Genomic DNA, 16,869 nt, shown 5'->3' with positions numbered 1-16,869 from the left:
GTGCCCGGCTCCGGCCGGTCCGGTCCCGGCGGGCACGTGCCTCCGTGGACACCGGGCCGTGACGGCGGTCGCCGCTCCGGCCCGCGGCCTTGGGTTCAGCGGCGGAAGCCGGACGTGCCGGGGCCCCGGCGGGCGTGCCCGCGGCGAGTGCGGCGCTCGGCACACGGCCGGAAGCCGGACGGCGCCGGGCCCCGACGCGGGTCGCCGGGCGTGTGCACCCCTGGCGAGTGGGGCACCCCAGGAAATGGCCGGATGCCGGACGCTGCCAGGCCCCGGCGCGGATCGCCCGGCGGGCAAGGTTCATGTCGGATTCTCGCCAGCCCCGGTCTGCGCGGTGCCCGATGCTGGAGGCATGCAGAACGGGATGCACACGGACACGGAGCGCTGCGTGCGTGCCGTCCAGTCGAAGGACGCGCGCTTCGACGGATGGTTCTTCACCGCGGTGACGACGACGAGGATCTACTGCCGGCCCAGCTGCCCGGTCGTGCCGCCGAAGCCCCGGAACATGACTTTCTACCCGAGCGCCGCCGCCTGCCAGCAGGCCGGATTCCGGGCCTGCAAGCGGTGCCGCCCGGACACCAGCCCCGGCTCACCCGAATGGAACCACCGCGCCGACCTGGTGGCCCGCGCGATGCGGCTGATCGGCGACGGAGTCGTCGACCGCGACGGCGTGCCGGGCCTTGCTGCCCGGCTCGGCTACAGCACCCGCCAGATCGAGCGGCAGCTGCTGGCGGAGCTGGGCGCGGGACCCCTGGCCCTCGCCCGCGCCCAGCGTGCCCAGACCGCCCGGCTGCTCATCGAGACGACACCGCTCCCGATGGCGGAGATCGCCTTCGCCGCCGGCTTCTCGTCCATCCGCACCTTCAACGACACGGTCCGCGAGGTCTTCGCGCTGTCCCCGAGCGAGCTGCGTGCCCGCCTGCCCAGGAACCGGCAAGGAGCAAGGGCCGCGGCCCCGGGCTTGCCCGGCGTGCTGAACCTCCGGCTCCCGTTCCGCGCCCCGCTCAATCCCGACAACCTCTTCGGACACCTCGCGGCGACCGCCGTACCCGGGGTGGAGGAGTGGCGCGACGGCGCGTACCGGCGCACCCTGCGACTGCCGTACGGACATGGCGTCGTCGGTCTGACACCGATGCCGGACCACATCGCGTGCCGGCTGACCCTCAGCGACCTGCGCGACCTGTCCGTCGCGATCAGCCGCTGCCGCCGCCTGCTGGACCTGGACGCCGATCCGGTGGCGGTCGACGACCAGCTGCGCACGGATCCGCTGCTGGCGCCGCTGGTCGACAAGGCCCCGGGCCGCCGGGTGCCGCGCACAGTCGACGAGGCCGAGTTCGCCGTACGGGCGGTGCTCGGGCAGCAGGTCTCCACGGCCGCCGCGCGTACCCACGCCGCCCGGCTGGTCACCGCGTACGGCGATCCGGTCGACGACCCCGAAGGCGGCCTCAGCCATCTCTTCCCCTCGCCGGGGGCGCTCGCGGCGGTGGACCCCGAGTCGCTCGCGATGCCCCGCACCCGTCGTGCGACCTTCACCACCCTGGTCGGTCAACTCGTCGGAGGAAAGCTTCACTTGGGAGTCGAGAGCGACTGGGCGGAGGCCAGGGACAGGCTTCTCGCGCTTCCCGGCTTCGGCCCCTGGACCGCCGACGTGATCGCGATGCGCGCACTCGGGGACCCGGACGCCTTCCTTCCCACCGATCTCGGAATCCGGCGCGCCGCGCGGGAGTTGGGGCTGCCGTCCACGCCCGCCGCCCTGACGGCCAGGGCCGCGGCCTGGCGCCCCTGGCGGGCCTATGCGGTCCAGTACCTGTGGGCGACGGACGGCCATCCGATCAACTTCATGCCGGCGCGGACGCCCACCGCACCCACCGCATCCACCTCACGCTCCTCACGTACCAAGGACGCTCAGTGAAACGGCACACGGTCATCGACAGCCCCTACGACCCCCTCACCCTCGTCGCCGACGACGACGGCGTCCTGTGCGGCCTCCACATGGTCGGTCAGCGCCACCGCCCTCTCGAGGAGAGTTTCGGAGGGCGCGACGACAGCCTCTTCGACGAGGTGACGGAGCAGCTGAACGCCTACTTCGAGGGCGACTTGAAGGAGTTCACCGTCGAACTGAACCTGATCGGGACTCCGTTCCAGCGCAGTGTCTGGGACCAGCTGCGGCAGATTCCCTACGGGGAGACCCGGTCCTACGGCGAACTCGCCGAAGCCCTGGGCAACATGGGCGCCTCCCGCGCGGTCGGCCTGGCCAACGGCAAGAACCCGATCGGGCTCATCGTGCCGTGTCACCGTGTGATCGGCGCGAGCGGCGGCCTCACGGGCTACGGCGGCGGACTGGACCGCAAGAGGCAGCTCCTGGACTTCGAGAGCGGAGCGGCACTCTTCTGACCCGCTCCGCGGACAGGACCCCGCTCCGCGCACGGGACCCTGCTCCGGGGCGCGTACGGCTCAGTCCTCTGAACGGTACGGGTCCGGCCCGTGGGCATGACCCGTATGGCGCACCACGCTCCTCTCCCGAGTGACCCCGGTGGCGTGGTTCCGCGATCGCTGGTGTCTGTACGAAGGGGGAGCCGGCAGAAGGCGGGAGACCATGGAGCGGAAGTCCGATAGCCTCGCGACACCCCGGGCCGCCGGGGTGGCCGGGGTGCTGTTCGCGATCCTGATGGCCGCGGCGATCGTGCTGGTGCGCATCGCGCTGCCCGGCGGTGAGGACGGCGCGACCCTCGACGCCGGACAGCGGAGCGGCGTTCGCACGGCCCTTGAGCTGGTGCCTTTCGCCGGGATCGCGTTCCTCTGGTTCATGGGCGCCCTGCGTGAGCAGGCGGGCCGGGCAGAGGACCGGTTCGTCGCCACCGTGTTCCTGGGCAGCGGCCTGGTCTTCGTCGCCACGCTGTTCGCCGCCGCCGCGGCGGCCGGGACCGTGCTCGGCGAAAGCCGGCAGAACTCCTCCGCCTTCGGCAGCCACTTCGCGTACGCCCTGCTGACGACGTACGCCATGCGGATGGCGGCGGTGTTCATCATCGCGACCTCGACCATCGGCCGGCGGCTCGGCGTCCTCCCGCGCCCGCTCGTCGTCATCGGCTATCTGGCCGGTCTGACGCTGCTCGTCGCGGGATCGGGCGTCCCCTGGTCCGAGCTGGTCTTCCCCACCTGGGCGCTGCTCCTCAGCCTGAACATCCTGCGGGGCCGGCGTCCCGCCGCGGCACCGCCCGCGGCCCCCGCCTGATCCGGCCGCACAGCTCACTCGAACGGTCCGCTTCTCGTCGCCGCTTCCCGTCCGCACGTCGAGAGTGGTCGCAGGAGGGTTGACCGGGCCCTTGGAGAGGACCGATCCCGTGGTAAGGATTGCCGTCGATCTGAACCGCTGTCAGGGGTACGCGCAGTGCGCGTTCCTCGCCCCCGAGGTCTTCGCCATGCACGGCGAGGAGGCGCTGCTGTACGTCCCGGAGGCCGACGAGGCACAGCGCGAGAAACTGGACCGCGCCGCCGCGGCCTGTCCGGTCAACGCCATCCTCGTCGATGCCGTGGACGCCGAGGGCGCGGCACCCGCCGTGGGGGACGTACCGGCCGAAGTGGTGTCCCATGGCCGGTGACGGATCCCTGGAGCGGCTCAAACGCGATGGCCGCATCGTCGTCGTCGGCGCCTCGCTGGCCGGTCTGCGGGCCGCCGAGACCCTGCGGGAGAAGGGCTTCGCGGGGTCACTGACCATGATCGGCGACGAACCCTGTGAACCGTACGACCGGCCGCCGCTGTCCAAGCAGGTGCTGCTCGGCAGGGCGAGCGCCGACCGCACCGCACTGCCCAGGCTCAGGCCCGTCGACGCGACCTGGCGGCTCGGCACCCCGGCCACCGGTCTGGACATGGCCGCCAAGCGGGTGCGGCTGGCCGACGGCGACGAAGTGCCGTACGACCGGCTGCTGATCGCCACCGGCGTACGGGCGCGACCGTGGCCGCACGAGGCCGAGGCGGAACTCGACGGCGTCTTCGTGCTGCGGAGCCGGGACGACAGTGCCGCGCTCGCGCGACGGCTCGACGCGGGCCCCAGGCGAGTCCTGGTCATCGGCGCCGGATTCACCGGCTCGGAGATCGCCTCCGCCTGCCGCGAACGCGGCCTCCCCGTCACCGTCGCAGAACGTGGCGCCGCACCCCTGGTCGGCGCGCTCGGCGGGGTGGTCGGCGCGGTCGCCGCCGAGATGCAGCGCGAACACGGCGTGGACCTGCGGTGCGGGGTCATGGTGACCGCCCTGGAGGGCGACGCCGCGGGAAGGGTGCGCGCCGCGCACCTGTCCGACGGCTCCACCGTGGAGACCGACGTGGTGATCGTCTCGCTCGGAGCCCTCCGCAACACCGAATGGCTCGCCGGGTCCGGGCTCGGCGCCGGTCCCCGCGGCATCGCCTGCGACGCCGGATGCCGCGCCTTCGACATCCGCGGGATCGTCACCGACGACATCTACGCAGCCGGTGACGTCGCGCGTTGCCCCAACGCCCTGTTCGGCTACCAGTTCCTCTCCCTGGAGCACTGGGGCAACGCCGTCTCGCAGGCCCGGATCGCGGCACACAACATGCTCAGCGAGAGCATCGACCGCCTGCCCCACATGGAGGTTCCGGCGTTCTGGTCCTCGCAGTTCGGGGTCAACATCAAGTCCGTCGGGATCCCGTCGATGGGGACGGAGATCCTCATCTCCCAGGGATCACTGGCGGATCACCGGTTCCTCGGCGTCTACGGGTACCAGGGGCGTGTCATCGGCGCGGTCGCCTTCGACCATGCCCGATGGCTGCCGTTCTACCAGGAGCTGATCGAGACCACCGCGCCGTTCCCGCCGCCGTTCGCCACGGTCGACCGGCGCCCGGACGGACAGCGGCCGCTCGACGCGGACTTCCCCGACCCCTCGGTCCCCACCCACGGCCCCACCGTGACCCTCAGCGGATACTCGCCGGCCGACCGCCGGATGACGTTCACCCCGGCGCACTGACCGCAGGCCACGAGGACGCTAGGACTCGCCATGACGCAATCCCTGCTGCACCAGATCCTGGACTACGCCAACCGGGCCGACCCGTACCCGATCTACAAGGAGCTGCGCAGGACGCCGGTGCACCACGAGGCCGACGGGCCGTACGTGATCAGCACCTACCACGAGATCCGCGGCCTTCTGCACGATCCCCGGATCAGCTCCGACGCCGGCAATCTGTCCTCGAACGCCGCCGATCCGCTCGCCACCGAGGCACCCCCGCAGGAGAGCACCCTGCCGCCGAGCTTCCTGCGGCTCGACCCTCCGGAGCACGACCGGCTGCGGCGCATGACGAACCGTCCCTTCGGCCCGCCGCACTCCCCCCACCGGGTCGACGGGATGCGCGGGGAGCTCCGTGGCATCGTCACCGGCCTCATCGACGGCATCGGCGACCCGGACCGGATCGACCTGGTGGAACAGTTCTCGTACCCCTTCCCGGTGACGGTGATCTGCCGGCTGCTCGGGGTGCCGCGCGAGGACGAGTCGCGCTTCCACACCTGGGCGGACATCCTCGCCGCGAGCCTTGACCCCGACCCGGGCGCCGATCCCGCCGAGCGGGACAAGGGCACGCAGGACGCCCGGATGCAGCTGGGCATGTACCTGGCCGGCCTGATCGAGGACCGCCGCAAGAACCCGGGGGAGGACATGCTCTCCCAGCTGGCCACGGCCAAGGGCGAGGACGGCCCGATGACCACGATGGAACTGCTCAGCACCGCCGCGCTGCTGCTGATCGCGGGACACGAGACCACGGTCAACCTGATCACCAACGGGATGCTGACCCTCCTGCGCAATCCCGGCGTCCTCAAGAGGCTGCGCGCGGATCCGCGGCTGGCCGTGCCCATCGTCGAGGAACTGCTGCGCTTCGAGCCGCCGGTGCAACTGGTGCCGCAGCGCACCACCCTGGCCGACATCGAGGTCCGCGGGGTCACCATCCCCAAGGGCGCCCCCGTGTGGCTGGTCCTGGCGTCGGGCAACCGCGACCCCCAGCGATTCGAGGACCCGGACCGCTTCGACCCTGACCGGCCGGACATCCAGCACCTCGGCCTGGGCAGCGGCATCCACAGCTGCTTCGGCGCACCGCTGGCCCGGCTGGAAACCCAGTTCGCCCTCGCGGAGCTGGCCCTGCGGCTGGAGAACCCACGACTGCTGGAGGACCCGCCCCCGTACCGGCAGAACGCCGTACTGCGCGGCCCGCGCCACCTGCACCTGGCCTGCGACGGGATCCGCCCTTGAGGGGCGGCGGGGGCAGGGCCTGACCCGGTGCCGGCTAACGGTGGGCGCCCCGGCCCAGGGTGTCCTCCAGCCAGTCGAAGACGACCTCGCAGTGCTGTTGCGGCGCCATCGGTGAGCAGTGCAGCTGGGCGCCGGTGGCCGCCCGCATCAGCTTGTACTCCTTGCGGGTGCGCAGCAGTTCGAAGAACTCGCGCGGCTGTCCCGGGTAGAACAGCTCGTCGTCGTAGTCGAGGACGAGTGTGGGGCAGGCGATGCGGCCCACGATCCGCGTGATGTCGAGCGCCATGATGCGCTGGGCCGGTGTCCAGAAGTCGGTGAAGAGCCGGCCCTGCCGGGCGGCGAGCATCGCCGGGATCGAGAAGGGCTCGATCCGCTTCTTGAGGACGAACTGCTCGGACGGCGTCAGTCCGGGGGCGACCTCCTCGTTCCAGATGCGGTTGGTCTCCGCCTTGTCGGGGGTCACGATGCTCCGGAGCTCCTCGGGGAAGCCCAGCCACGGGCTGAGGCAGCCCGGCAGCGCGGCCAGTGCGGCGATCCGGTGCTCGAAGGCGGCGGCGCGCGGTGCGAGGTCACCGCCCATGGACAGGCCGGTCAGCGCAATCCGGCGGGCGTCGACGTCCCTGCGACGCTCCAGCCAGTCCACGAGCGGCGAGACCACCTGCTCCCAGCGCGGGCTGAACACGAGCTGGTCGACGAAGAGCAACTGGCCCTGGCCCGGGCCGTCGTAGACGAGCGCGTTCCAGCCGCGGGCGAGCGCGGCCGAGACCCCGTAGGTCCACATGTCGACGTTCGGGCCGTCGCTGCCGTTGGTCAGGATGACGGTCGGCCGGGGCCTGCCCGAGTCGTCGGGGCGGAAGAGCCAGACGGGAATCGAGACCCCGCCCCGGTAGGGGACCTGGTCGGTGATCGCCGCCGGCGTGCACAGCCGGGCGAAGGTGTCCCACGACCGGCGCCCCGCCAGATAGACCTTCCTCTCGTCACCCGGGGCGTCCGAGCCGAGCACGAAGAACAGCGCCTGACCGTAGTACTGGGCGGCGCGCAGCGCGTGGGCGCGACGTGTCTGCTCGTGAGGCGAGGCGGTGGCCGTCAGCCGGTCGCCCCAGCGGCGGAACTCCGCGGTGTACGTCTGCTCGCTCGCCCCGGCGGCGTTGATGGCGTTGACGGCGGTCAGCACCTCCCCGACCTCGGCCGCGCCGAACCCGGCGCCCCCGAGCGCGAGCAGCGCGTTGAAGTTGAGCCCCGGATCCGTGAACAACTGCATGGCACCGGGCGTCGGCGACGCGGGAGCCGGGGCCGAAGGGCGGGCGCCACGCTCCGTCACGAACGCCGGTGCCGAGTTCGCCGAGGCGGCCGAGGCCGCGGACAGCACCACCGCCCCCGCCCCGGCTGCGAGCCCGGCGAGCGCGCCTCGTCGGGTGGGCGCCTGGGCACGGTCTGTGTCTGCGTTCGTCATGGGATCGAACGTAGGAGCAGGCCCCGCCCCGGACCGGCCCGCCGCTCCCGACGGTCCTCCGAACGGACCCCCGGGAGCGCCGGAACGGCTTGCCGCCCAGCGACGCAGCGGCTCCGGCGCGGCCACCACGTGGCGGTGTCCAGGGCCTGTCGTTCGTTCGGCAACCGCCTCGGATCCAGGCTCGTTCGCCCACCACCGAAGGCCGCCTGCACGAGGAAGGGTCAATCAGGGCATTCCAGGATGTTTGATCCTAGGGTGAGGGGCTGTGAACGGCCATGGGCAAGCGAGGGACGACGAGGGGGGCGCGGCGCGGCTCCTCGCGCTGTCGGACGGCGTTTTCGCGATCGCGATGACGCTGCTGGCGCTGGACATCACGCTGCCCGCCGGGCTGGACCCCGCCGGTTTCGAGCGGGCGCTGGGCGATGTGATGCCCAACCTGGTGGCGTACGCCATCAGCTTCCTGGCCATCGCGGCGTTCTGGCGGGGCCACCACGAGATGTTCCGGTACACACGGGAAGTCGACGGGACGGTCATCCGGCTCGGCCTGCTGAGCCTGGGACTGGTCGCCCTGATGCCCTTCCCCACCACCCTGCTGGCCGAGTACGGGGACAGGCCGCAGTCGGTGGCCGCCTACTCCGGCGCCGTCGCGGCCGTGGGAGCGGCACAGCTCGCGCTGGCGGTCGTGTTGTGGAAGCGCCCGTGGCTCGGCGGCGAGGCCCTCCCCGACTCCGTCGCCCGCAACGATGTGGCCGATCTGGCGTCGACGGTGGCCGTCTTCACCATCGCGGTGCCGCTTGCCTTCGTGTCCCCGACGGTCGCGAAGTTGTGGTGGGTGGTGCTGATCCCCCTCAAGGCGGCAGCGGGAAGGCGAGGCAAACGCCTGCGCGCGGCGAGCCGACGATGAATCCCTCGAAGTGGCCCGTTCGCGGCCTTCTACAGCTCCGGGGCCGGCTTCGGTTCGAAGCGGCGAGCGTGTTCCGCGGCGCGCAGCAGCGATTGGGCGACTCGCTCGGCGTCATCGGCCGACAGGAAGATCTCCTGGGTGAACAGCACCGCCAGCCGAACGGTGCCGTTCAGGGCGTTGGTTGCGACGTCGACCTGCACACCGTTGCCGGTCACGTCGTAGACCTCCAGGTCCAGATCACTCCTGAATGCGCTCATGATCTGAGCATGGCATGACGGACGGATGGGCGTTCGGACACGGGTGTCGGGATTCAGTGACTGCCCGAGGCGAGATACGCGTGTGTCCTGGCCAACCGAGCAGTGCCGGCGCGAAACGCGATCCCGGAATCGGGTGACCCGAGGAGCACCTCGAAGCCTTCCGCCCGGACGGCCACGTCGATGTTTCCCGCGGCGGTGGGTGAATCCGGCGGCGTACAAGCGGTCACATCTGGCGCGCCGGGGCCGCCTGGGGCGCGGGAGTGCCAGACACGGCCGAGGCGGTGGATGTGTCGGATCGCGGTGGGTGTGGCGCCGAAGGCCTGCCCGGCAGGAAGCCCGCGGCGGGCCGCCGGAGTGTCGGCGGCGCGTCCACCCGGAGGGTTTTCGGGGGTCCGTGCGCGGGCAGCGCCGGTGCGGCGGGCCCCGTGGGTACGCTCGCGCTCCGACGGCAGCATTCCTCCGAGCGGACGTAGGAGAAGAGCCATCACCGAGCCGAAGCCGGAGGAGTCCGGGGAGCCTGGAGGGTCCGGGGAGCCCGGGGAGCCCGGGAAGCCGGGGGAGTCCGGGAGGTCGGGGGCGTCCCGGGAGTCCGGGGAATCCGGGAAGTCCCGGGAGTCCGGAGCTGTTTCGGGGGAGTCGTCCGGGGAGGCCGGGGGTGGGGCTCCGGTGGCGAGTCAGCCCACCGAGGCCGAGCAGTTGCGGGACATGCTGGTCCAGCCCGCGTACCGGCGCGCGCTGGTGTTCTGTGCCGTGATCGGCGTCCCGGTCTCGCTGGTCGCGTTCTGGTTCCTGGTGCTGCTCCACGAGCTGGAACATCTGATGTGGGAGCAGTGGCCGCACGATCTCGGCTGGTCGGATCCGCCGTGGTGGTGGCCGCTTCCCCCGATGCTTCTGGCCGGGGTGCTGGTGGGCCTGATCGTGCTGTGGCTTCCGGGCCGCGGCGGACACATCCCGGCCTCGGGACTGCACGCCGGCGGGGTGTCGACCTCGGCACTGCCGGGCGTCGCGCTCGCCGCTCTGGCCAGCCTCCCGCTGGGAGCGGTGCTCGGCCCGGAGTCACCGCTGATCGCCCTCGGCGGCGGTCTGGCCCTGCTCTTCCGGGATCTCGTACGGGCTCCCGCGACCAAGGCGAGCACGGCGCTGCTCGGTGCGGCGGGCGCCGCCGCGGCCATCTCGGCGATCTTCGGCAGCCCCCTGGTGGCCGCCGTGCTGCTGATGGAGGTCGCCGGTGTGGGCGGGCCCCAGCTCTTCGCGGTGATGCTGCCCGCGCTGCTCGCCAGCGGGGTCGGCGCCATCGTGTTCACCGGATTCGGCGACTGGACCGGACTCCAGACCGGCAGCCTCAAGATCGGACTGCCCGCGCCCTCGACCCTCGACACCGGGGACGTGGTCTGGTCGGTGCTCATGGCGTTCGTCATCGGGGTCGGCATCCACTGGGTGATCGTGGGCGGCCGGTACGCGGCCCGCTCCGTGGCCTCGCACACCCTGCGGACCACCGTGCTGTGCGCGCTCGGCGCCGGCGGCTGCGCGGCGCTCTACGCGGCCCTCACCGGGCGCTCGCCGTCCGAGGTGGCCCTGTCCGGCCAGAACACCCTCGCCCAGCTCGCCGCCCACCCGCACGCGTGGTCGGTCGGCAGCCTGGTGGCCGTGGTGGTGCTCAAGTCCATCGCGTACGGCCTGTGCCTGGGCACCTTGAGGGGCGGCCCGGTGTTCCCCTCGCTGTTCCTCGGCGGGGCGATGGGCGCCCTGCTGGCACCGCTCCCGGGGTTCGGCGTCGCGCCGGCCATGGCGGCGGGCATGGCCGCCGCGTCCGCCGCCGCTCTCAGGCTGCCGGTCAGCTGTGTCGTGCTGGTCGTGCTCCTGGTGGGCAACTCGGCAACGGTGCCGGTGATCGTGCTCGCCGCCGTGGTGTCCTTCGTGACCGTCGAACTGCTTCCGCAGGGCCCGGACATCCCGCCGTTCAGGGCCGCAGCCGGTCGAGGGCCTCGTCCAGCGTCGTCGCGGCCATGATGAGGGAGAGATGGGTGAACGCCTGTGGGAAGTTGCCCAGTTGCTCGCCACTGGGGCCGATCTCCTCGGCGAACAGGCCGACATGGTTGGCGTACGTCTGCATCTTCTCGAAGGTGTAGCGGGCCTGGGGGAGCCGTCCCGCCCGGGCGAGCGCGTCGACGTACAGGAACGTGCAGAGGCTGAACGTCCCCTCGGAGCCGCGCAGTCCGTCCGGGGAGGCCTTCGGGTCGTAGCGGTAGACGAGGCTGTCGGAGACGAGGACGCGCTCCATGGCGTCCAGTGTGGTCAGCCAGCCGGGGCTCCGCGGGGACACGAAGCCGACGCGGGGGGCCAGCAGCAGCGACGCGTCCAGGACGTCGCTGTCGTAGTGCTGGACGATGGCCCGCTGCTCCTTGTTCCAGCCGCGCGCCATGACCTGTTCGAGGATCGCGTCCCGGGCCTTCGTCCAGCGGACGGTGTCGGCCGGCCTGCTGAACTCCGTGGCCAGCTTCAGGCCCCGGTCGAAGGCGGCCCAGCACATGATCCGGCTGTAGGTGAAGTCCTTGCGCCCGCCCCGTGTCTCCCAGACTCCCTCGTCCGGGCGGTCCCAGGAGTCGGCGAGCCAGTCGAGGATGCCGGTCAGCGCCTTCCAGCCCTGGTAGCCGCCCTGTTCACCCACAGCGCGGCCCTCGGCCAGCGCGTAGAGGGCCTCGCCGTAGATGTCGAGCTGCAACTGGCCGGTGGCCGCGTTGCCGGCCCGTACCGGGTACGAGCCGCGGTAGCCCTCGAAGTGCTCCAGGACCTCCTCCGTGAGATGCGGGTCGCCGTCCACCCGGTACATGATCTGGAGGGGTTCGTCGTCCGGCCCTTCGCGCTCCCGCAGCCGCTCGCCCAGCCAACGGGTGAAGTGGGTCGCCTCCTCCACGAAACCGAGGTCGAGCAGCGCCCGCACCGACAGGGAGCCGTCCCGCACCCAGGTGTAGCGGTAGTCCCAGTTGCGTTCGCCGCCGACCTGTTCCGGCAGCCCCATCGTGGCGGCGGCGACCGGCGCTCCGGTCGGGGCGTAGGTCAGGAGCTTGAGGGTGATGGCGGAGCGGTGCACCATCTCCGTCCAGCGGCCCCGGTAGTTCGAGGTGCGCACCCACTTCTGCCAGAAGTCGACGTTGCTCCAGAGGTCGTCGGTGACCCCGTCGATCGACGGCTGCGGCGGAACCTCGCCATCGGGCCCGCACACCGTGAACAGCGCGGCCGCCGTCTCGCCGTTCTTCAGGGTGATGCCGCCCCGGACGTCGTCGCCGTCGCGTTCGAGCGGGATGTTGCCCTGGAGATAGGCGGTCGCTCCCGGGGACCGGAACGTCGCCGTGCCGGACGACAGGTCGAGTTCGTGGCGCGCCCGCGCGTAGTCGAAGCGCGGCCGGCACTCCAGTCCGAAGTGCACGGTGCCGCGCACGGTACGGATGATGCGTACGAGAGTGTGCCGGTCGCTCGGTGTCAGGCCCGTGAGGACCGGCATGTAGTCGATGGTCTCGCCCACGCCGTCCGGGGACATGAAGCGGGTCACCACGGCGGCCGAGTCCGGGTAGTAGAGCTGCCTCCACGTTCCCTCGGGGTGATCGGGCGCGAGGCGGAAGAAGCCGCCCCCGTCGTGGTCGAGCAGCGAGGCGAAGACACTGGGGGAGTCGAAGCGCGGTGCCGCGAACCAGTCGACCACACCCTGTGACGAGACCAGGGCCGCGGTCTGGAGGTCCCCGATCAGACCGTGGTCGGCGATGGGCGGATAGCGATCCATGCTGGCCTCCTTGTCTTGTCAGGCCGCTTCGGCCCGGACGCGCCCCGAGCGGACGGCGTCGACGAGTGCCTGATGGTCCTTCTCGTTCTGGTCCGCGTACGCCTCGGCGAACGGGACGAGCGCCCGGTCGAAGACGTCACCCCCGCCCAGATAGGAGGAGATGGCGATCCGGTCGCCCGACCTCGCGTGCGCGCGGGCCAGCGTGGCACCGCACAGCTCGCCGAAGGCCCGCATGCCGGCCGGCACCATGAGCTCGGGCTCGGCGATGCCCTTCCAGTCCCGCAACTGCCGTACGTAGAAGTCGCGTCGGCGGCCGTCGATACCGGCGGCCCGCTCCCAGCCCAGGAAGATGTCGCTGGTGGCCTGCATCAGCCGCTGGCCCGCGACCACACGCTCGCCCTGCGTCCGGAACTCGCTCGCGCCTGCGTACGGCGCCAGCACCGACTCGTCCGCCTCCTTGGCCTGGAGCAGCAGCGGATCCGATTCGTCCCGGCCGAGCAGGAGGATGATCCAGCAGCGGGTGCCGACACTGCCGACCCCGACGACCTTGCGGGCCACGTCGACGAACTGGTACCCCTCCAGCAGGTAACGCCGGTCCGAGTTCAGACTCTTGCCGTAGCTCCCGATCAGCCTGCGGAGCTGCTTCTCCAGAGCGTCCCGCTCCATGTCGGGGAGCAGATCCTGCAACGGTACGACGAGCGGGGGATCCGGGGCGATCAGGGCCTTGCCGTCGACGATGTGCGTGAGCTTGTTGAACGCCTGGAGAGTGTCCCGGGTCCGCGCCTTGTCGGTCGTCCTCTTCCACTGGTCCCGGCCCCGCGACCCCAGGTCCCCGGCGATATGGGTCCGTACCCAGTCCTCGTCGAAGTGCGTGTACCACACGGGGAGATTGCCCAGCCCGGCGAAGCGTCTCATCCACTCGCGGTACGACCGTACCGTCGTACGGACGATGTCGGCGCGCTCCTTGGCGCTGAAGCCGTTCGCCCGGCCCGCGATGACGAAGCTGGCGGACAGCCGTTTGACGTCCCACTCCCAGGGGCCGGGCAGCGTCTCGTCGAAGTCGTTGATGTCGAACATCATCCGGCGCTCCGGCGAGGCCAGCAGCCGGAAGTTCAACAGGTGAGCGTCACCGCACAGTTGGGCCCTGATCCCGGACCGGGGAGTGCCGGCGAGGTCCGCGGCCATGATGGCGGCCGCCCCGCGGTAGAAACGGAACGGCGACTCGGTCATCCGGCCGTAGCGGATCGGTACGAGCTCGGGCACCCGGGTCGCGGACTGCGCCTCCACGATGTCCACCGGGTCCGGCCGCTTCGGCGCGGGGGCGAAGTCGGCGTGGCTGGAGCGCGGCACGGCCGACCGGGCGGCCTTGCCGAGCGCGGCGCGTTCCGCCGCGGTGTGGTGCGGGGGATGGCTGCCGGCCGGGTGTTTGGGAGTCATTGCAGACGCTCCGCGAAGAGGTCGCCGGTGCGCGGGGCGCCGGCGAGGGCGGTCGGCGAGGGATCACCGCGCCGATGCTCGGGAGGGAAGCTCCTGTCGGGTACGTGCGGGCGGCCGACTGCGTCCGGCTCGTCGGCCACGCGCGGCGCGCCGGCGACGTACACGCGGTCGGCGGCGCACAGGTCGAGGTGGAGGGGCCCGGTCCGATCACCAAGGTAGCCCCGGGCCATATGTCCGGCGAGTTGGGCCGATCGGGCCCCCGCCCGTGGCGGAACACCGGATTTGTGGACCTGCCCGGGGGAGGTGACGATGAAGTCATGCGCGATACGGCGGCGCCGGGCCCGGCGGGACCACGCGGGGGCGGCGATGGTCCTTGACCTGCTCCTCATCGGTCTGGCGATCACCCTGGACCCGCTGCCGGTCACCGGATTCGTGCTGGTGCTCTCGTCGCGCAACGGGATCTGGAAGGGCCTCGCCTTCATCCTGACCTGGCTTGCCTCCTTCGTCGGGATCATCGCCGCCGTGCTGCTCATGACCGGCGGACAGCCACCGCCCCCCAGGTCCGCGCCGTCCACGGCCGCGCTGGCCGGAAAACTGGCCATCGGCGTCGGACTCGTCCTCTACGCGGAACGCGCCCGGCGCAACATGGGCAAGCGGCCGCAGCACTCCGGTTTCATGTCCCGGATCGAACGCATCTCCCCCTGGACGGCGGCCGGACTCGCGCTGCTGCTCCAGCCGTGGGGGATGATCGCGGCCGGCGCCTCCACCGTCGTGAGCGCCGACCTCGGGCACGCCGCGTCGTACGCGGCCCTGATGGGCTACGTCCTGCTGGCCAGTTCCAGCCTTCTGACGATGGAGCTCTACGCCACCTTCGCCCCGCGAACGGCCCATGTGCGGCTCGAAAAGCTGCGCGCGTGGATGGAGCGGCATCAGGACAAGGCGCTGGTGTCGCTGTTCCTGTTCCTGGGGCTGTGGCTGGTGGGCAAGAGCATCTACCAGCTGACCGCGTGACCCCCTCCGGACGACCCGGCCCGCGCCGTCCGGGCACCGGCCAAGGCGTCGTACCGAAATGCGGTGGCTACCGTCCGGTGCTGCAATGGCATTGACCAGGGGCGGGGGAAGACCATGACCACGCAGGGGTGAAGCCGTGAGCGAAGATGAATTCGTCGAGATGGGACCGATCGACTATATCGTCGTGGAGTTTCCCGGTAACCGAATGACCGGTGAGGGGCTTCCGATCCTGGTCGATCTCGTCGACCGCGGCCTCATTCGGATTCTCGACCTTTTGTTCGTGAGAAAGGACGAGGACGGAACCGTCGCCGGCATGGAGGTCGCCGACTTCGACGGAGACGGAGCCCTCGACCTAGCCGTGTTCGAGGGTGTGTCCTCCGGCCTGCTGGGCGAGGACGACATCGCGGAGGCCGGGAAGGCGCTGGAGCCCGGCAACTCCGCCGGAATCCTGGTCTACGAGAACGTGTGGGCGGCGCCCTTCGCCGCCGCGCTGCGGCGCGGGGGAGCCCAGCTGGTCGCCTCCGGCCGTATCCCCGTGCCTGCCGTGCTGGCAGCGCTCGAAGAGACGGACGCCGGATAGTCCGTCTCCGCATCCGTTTTCTCCTGCGTCTTCGCGAGCGCTCGCGAAGACGCAGGAGAGTCGCAGGCCGACGGTGATTCCGCACCGACGGCGGCCCCGCACCCGTCGGTGCGGGGCCGCCGTCGGCCTGGGATTCAGAGAGGTCGCGGCCGGCTACGCGGTACGGGCGTCCCGGTCGGTTCCGACGCACAACGCCCAGATGACGAAGGCGTCGATCGCGATCAACACGCTGGCCCACACCGGGGAGTACGGCAGCCACATGAAGTTGGCGACCATGGCCAGTCCCGCCAGGGTGATGCCTGCGATCCGGGCCCACAGCATGCCGCGGAACACGGCGATGCCGGCGAGGACGACCAGGACGCCGAGGGTGAGGTGGATCCAGCCCCAGCTCGTGAGGTTGAAGGTGTAGACGTAGTTGCCGGTGGTGACGAAGACGTCGTCCTTGGCGATGGCGGCGATCCCCTGGAATATCGCCATCGCACCTCCGAAGATCATCATGACTCCTGCGAAGGCGGTCCAGCCGGACACCCACGCCCCCGAACTGCCGGCGGTTCCCCGTTGGTGCATACCCGTCGTGGCCATTGCGAGCTCCTCCTGCGTAGACCTCGCCACTGACCGGGCGACGGTCGGTGGCCCACATTTCAGCTTGCCATGGGAATGACGGACCGGCAGATCTCGGATATCACGCCCGACGGGGGCGGGATCGAGGTGCGGGGGAATGCGTTCGGTGCTCCAATGGAGCTGCCCGGTGCGCCGAGGTCAATTCGGTGCGCGCAGGGGATGGAATCCCTTTCGGGCTCGTTCCGTATGTCTCGCGCCGGAAAGGAAACCACCGTGCCAGGTCTCCTCCGCGGGGTCGCCCGCACCGCCGTGGTGGCCGGTACGGCCACCGCCGTCTCGAATCGTGTGTCACGTCGTCAGCAGGGACGGTGGGCGCAGCAGGAAACGCAGCAGCAGTACCAGGAGCAGCAGCCCCCGCCTCCGCCTCCGCCCGCTGCTCCGGCCGATGACATGACCAGCAAGATCGATCAGCTGAAGCAGCTCGGGGAGCTCAAGGCCCAGGGCGTGCTCAGTGAGGCCGAGTTCGAGGCGCAGAAGGCCCGGATCCTCGGCTGACCGCACTCGACCCCGTCGGGGAACCCTGACGAGAACCCCGACGGGGGACCACATCGCGAAACACATGCCCGGCGGCCGAGAGGT

At 71.3% G+C, this 16,869-nt stretch carries 16 protein-coding genes; 11 read left to right on the top strand and 5 right to left on the bottom strand.

Going from position 1 to position 16,869, the window contains the following annotated elements:
* Nucleotides 1-352 precede the first annotated feature (352 nt).
* The 6 genes from ABZV42_RS17475 to ABZV42_RS17450 all read left to right on the top strand — a co-directional run bounded on the left by ABZV42_RS17475 (nucleotide 353) and on the right by ABZV42_RS17450 (nucleotide 6,249).
* The gene (locus ABZV42_RS17475) at nucleotides 353-1,912 is read left to right on the top strand and encodes an AlkA N-terminal domain-containing protein (protein ID WP_355978745.1); all 1,560 of its coding nucleotides are present in this window, start codon (nucleotides 353-355) and stop codon (nucleotides 1,910-1,912) included.
* Nucleotides 1,909-2,394 (top strand): methylated-DNA--[protein]-cysteine S-methyltransferase, encoded by a 486-nt coding sequence (locus ABZV42_RS17470; RefSeq protein WP_356052464.1) that lies wholly within the window; start codon nucleotides 1,909-1,911, stop codon nucleotides 2,392-2,394. Before ABZV42_RS17475 ends, ABZV42_RS17470 begins: the two co-directional genes overlap by 4 nt.
* 202 nt (nucleotides 2,395-2,596) lie before the next feature.
* Nucleotides 2,597-3,232: a hypothetical protein gene (locus ABZV42_RS17465; RefSeq protein WP_355978740.1), complete on the top strand. Its 636-nt coding sequence runs from the start codon at nucleotides 2,597-2,599 to the stop codon at nucleotides 3,230-3,232.
* Nucleotides 3,233-3,341: 109 nt separating this feature from the next.
* On the top strand, nucleotides 3,342-3,599 hold the full coding sequence (locus ABZV42_RS17460; protein WP_355978737.1) for a ferredoxin: 258 nt from the start codon (nucleotides 3,342-3,344) through the stop codon (nucleotides 3,597-3,599).
* Nucleotides 3,589-4,980, top strand: coding sequence for an FAD-dependent oxidoreductase (locus ABZV42_RS17455; RefSeq protein ID WP_355978734.1), 1,392 nt, complete (start codon nucleotides 3,589-3,591; stop codon nucleotides 4,978-4,980). Before ABZV42_RS17460 ends, ABZV42_RS17455 begins: the two co-directional genes overlap by 11 nt.
* A 30-nt stretch (nucleotides 4,981-5,010) precedes the next feature.
* Complete coding sequence (locus ABZV42_RS17450; RefSeq protein WP_356052462.1) at nucleotides 5,011-6,249, top strand: cytochrome P450; 1,239 nt, start codon at nucleotides 5,011-5,013, stop codon at nucleotides 6,247-6,249.
* 34 nt (nucleotides 6,250-6,283) lie between these two features.
* Here ABZV42_RS17450 and ABZV42_RS17445 read toward each other — a convergent pair whose 3' ends face one another.
* A complete protein-coding gene (locus ABZV42_RS17445; protein ID WP_355978728.1) occupies nucleotides 6,284-7,702 on the bottom strand; it encodes an alpha/beta hydrolase in 1,419 nt (472 codons plus the stop codon).
* A 265-nt stretch (nucleotides 7,703-7,967) separates the two neighbouring features.
* Here ABZV42_RS17445 and ABZV42_RS17440 point away from each other — a divergent pair, with 265 nt between their 5' ends.
* Nucleotides 7,968-8,606 (top strand): TMEM175 family protein, encoded by a 639-nt coding sequence (locus tag ABZV42_RS17440; RefSeq protein WP_356052460.1) that lies wholly within the window; start codon nucleotides 7,968-7,970, stop codon nucleotides 8,604-8,606.
* Nucleotides 8,607-8,635: 29 nt separating this feature from the next.
* On the opposite strand, the gene ABZV42_RS17435 is transcribed toward ABZV42_RS17440, so the two are convergent.
* Nucleotides 8,636-8,863, bottom strand: a complete 228-nt coding sequence (locus tag ABZV42_RS17435; RefSeq protein ID WP_355978723.1) for a hypothetical protein — start codon at nucleotides 8,861-8,863, stop codon at nucleotides 8,636-8,638.
* Between the two features lie 666 nt (nucleotides 8,864-9,529).
* On the opposite strand from ABZV42_RS17435, the gene ABZV42_RS17430 reads away from it, so the two are divergent.
* Complete coding sequence (locus ABZV42_RS17430) at nucleotides 9,530-10,873, top strand: chloride channel protein (RefSeq protein ID WP_355978721.1); 1,344 nt, start codon at nucleotides 9,530-9,532, stop codon at nucleotides 10,871-10,873.
* Here the strand turns inward: ABZV42_RS17430 and ABZV42_RS17425 are convergent.
* Both ABZV42_RS17425 and ABZV42_RS17420 read right to left on the bottom strand, forming a co-directional pair.
* Complete coding sequence (locus ABZV42_RS17425) at nucleotides 10,824-12,641, bottom strand: glycoside hydrolase family 15 protein (protein ID WP_356052459.1); 1,818 nt, start codon at nucleotides 12,639-12,641, stop codon at nucleotides 10,824-10,826. The genes ABZV42_RS17430 and ABZV42_RS17425 overlap by 50 nt on opposite strands.
* Before the next feature lie 18 nt (nucleotides 12,642-12,659).
* Nucleotides 12,660-14,078, bottom strand: a complete 1,419-nt coding sequence (locus ABZV42_RS17420; RefSeq protein ID WP_355978717.1) for a DUF2252 domain-containing protein — start codon at nucleotides 14,076-14,078, stop codon at nucleotides 12,660-12,662.
* Nucleotides 14,079-14,444: 366 nt separating this feature from the next.
* On the opposite strand from ABZV42_RS17420, the gene ABZV42_RS17415 reads away from it, so the two are divergent.
* Together ABZV42_RS17415 and ABZV42_RS17410 are read left to right on the top strand one after the other, a co-directional pair.
* Complete coding sequence (locus ABZV42_RS17415; RefSeq protein ID WP_355978923.1) at nucleotides 14,445-15,089, top strand: GAP family protein; 645 nt, start codon at nucleotides 14,445-14,447, stop codon at nucleotides 15,087-15,089.
* Between the two features lie 160 nt (nucleotides 15,090-15,249).
* The gene (locus ABZV42_RS17410) at nucleotides 15,250-15,669 is read left to right on the top strand and encodes a DUF6325 family protein (protein WP_355978920.1); all 420 of its coding nucleotides are present in this window, start codon (nucleotides 15,250-15,252) and stop codon (nucleotides 15,667-15,669) included.
* Between the two features lie 153 nt (nucleotides 15,670-15,822).
* On the opposite strand, the gene ABZV42_RS17405 is transcribed toward ABZV42_RS17410, so the two are convergent.
* A complete protein-coding gene (locus ABZV42_RS17405) occupies nucleotides 15,823-16,251 on the bottom strand; it encodes a hypothetical protein (RefSeq protein WP_355978715.1) in 429 nt (142 codons plus the stop codon).
* 252 nt (nucleotides 16,252-16,503) lie between these two features.
* Between ABZV42_RS17405 and ABZV42_RS17400 the strand changes: the two genes are divergently transcribed.
* Nucleotides 16,504-16,785: an SHOCT domain-containing protein gene (locus ABZV42_RS17400; protein WP_355978713.1), complete on the top strand. Its 282-nt coding sequence runs from the start codon at nucleotides 16,504-16,506 to the stop codon at nucleotides 16,783-16,785.
* The last annotated feature ends 84 nt before the right edge of the window (nucleotides 16,786-16,869 follow it).

Source organism: Streptomyces sp. NPDC005281, assembly GCF_040607495.1.
GTDB lineage: Bacteria > Actinomycetota > Actinomycetes > Streptomycetales > Streptomycetaceae > Streptomyces.
The sequence above is the reverse complement of the archived record's forward strand: the minus strand, read 5'-3'. Positions and strand labels throughout refer to the sequence as shown.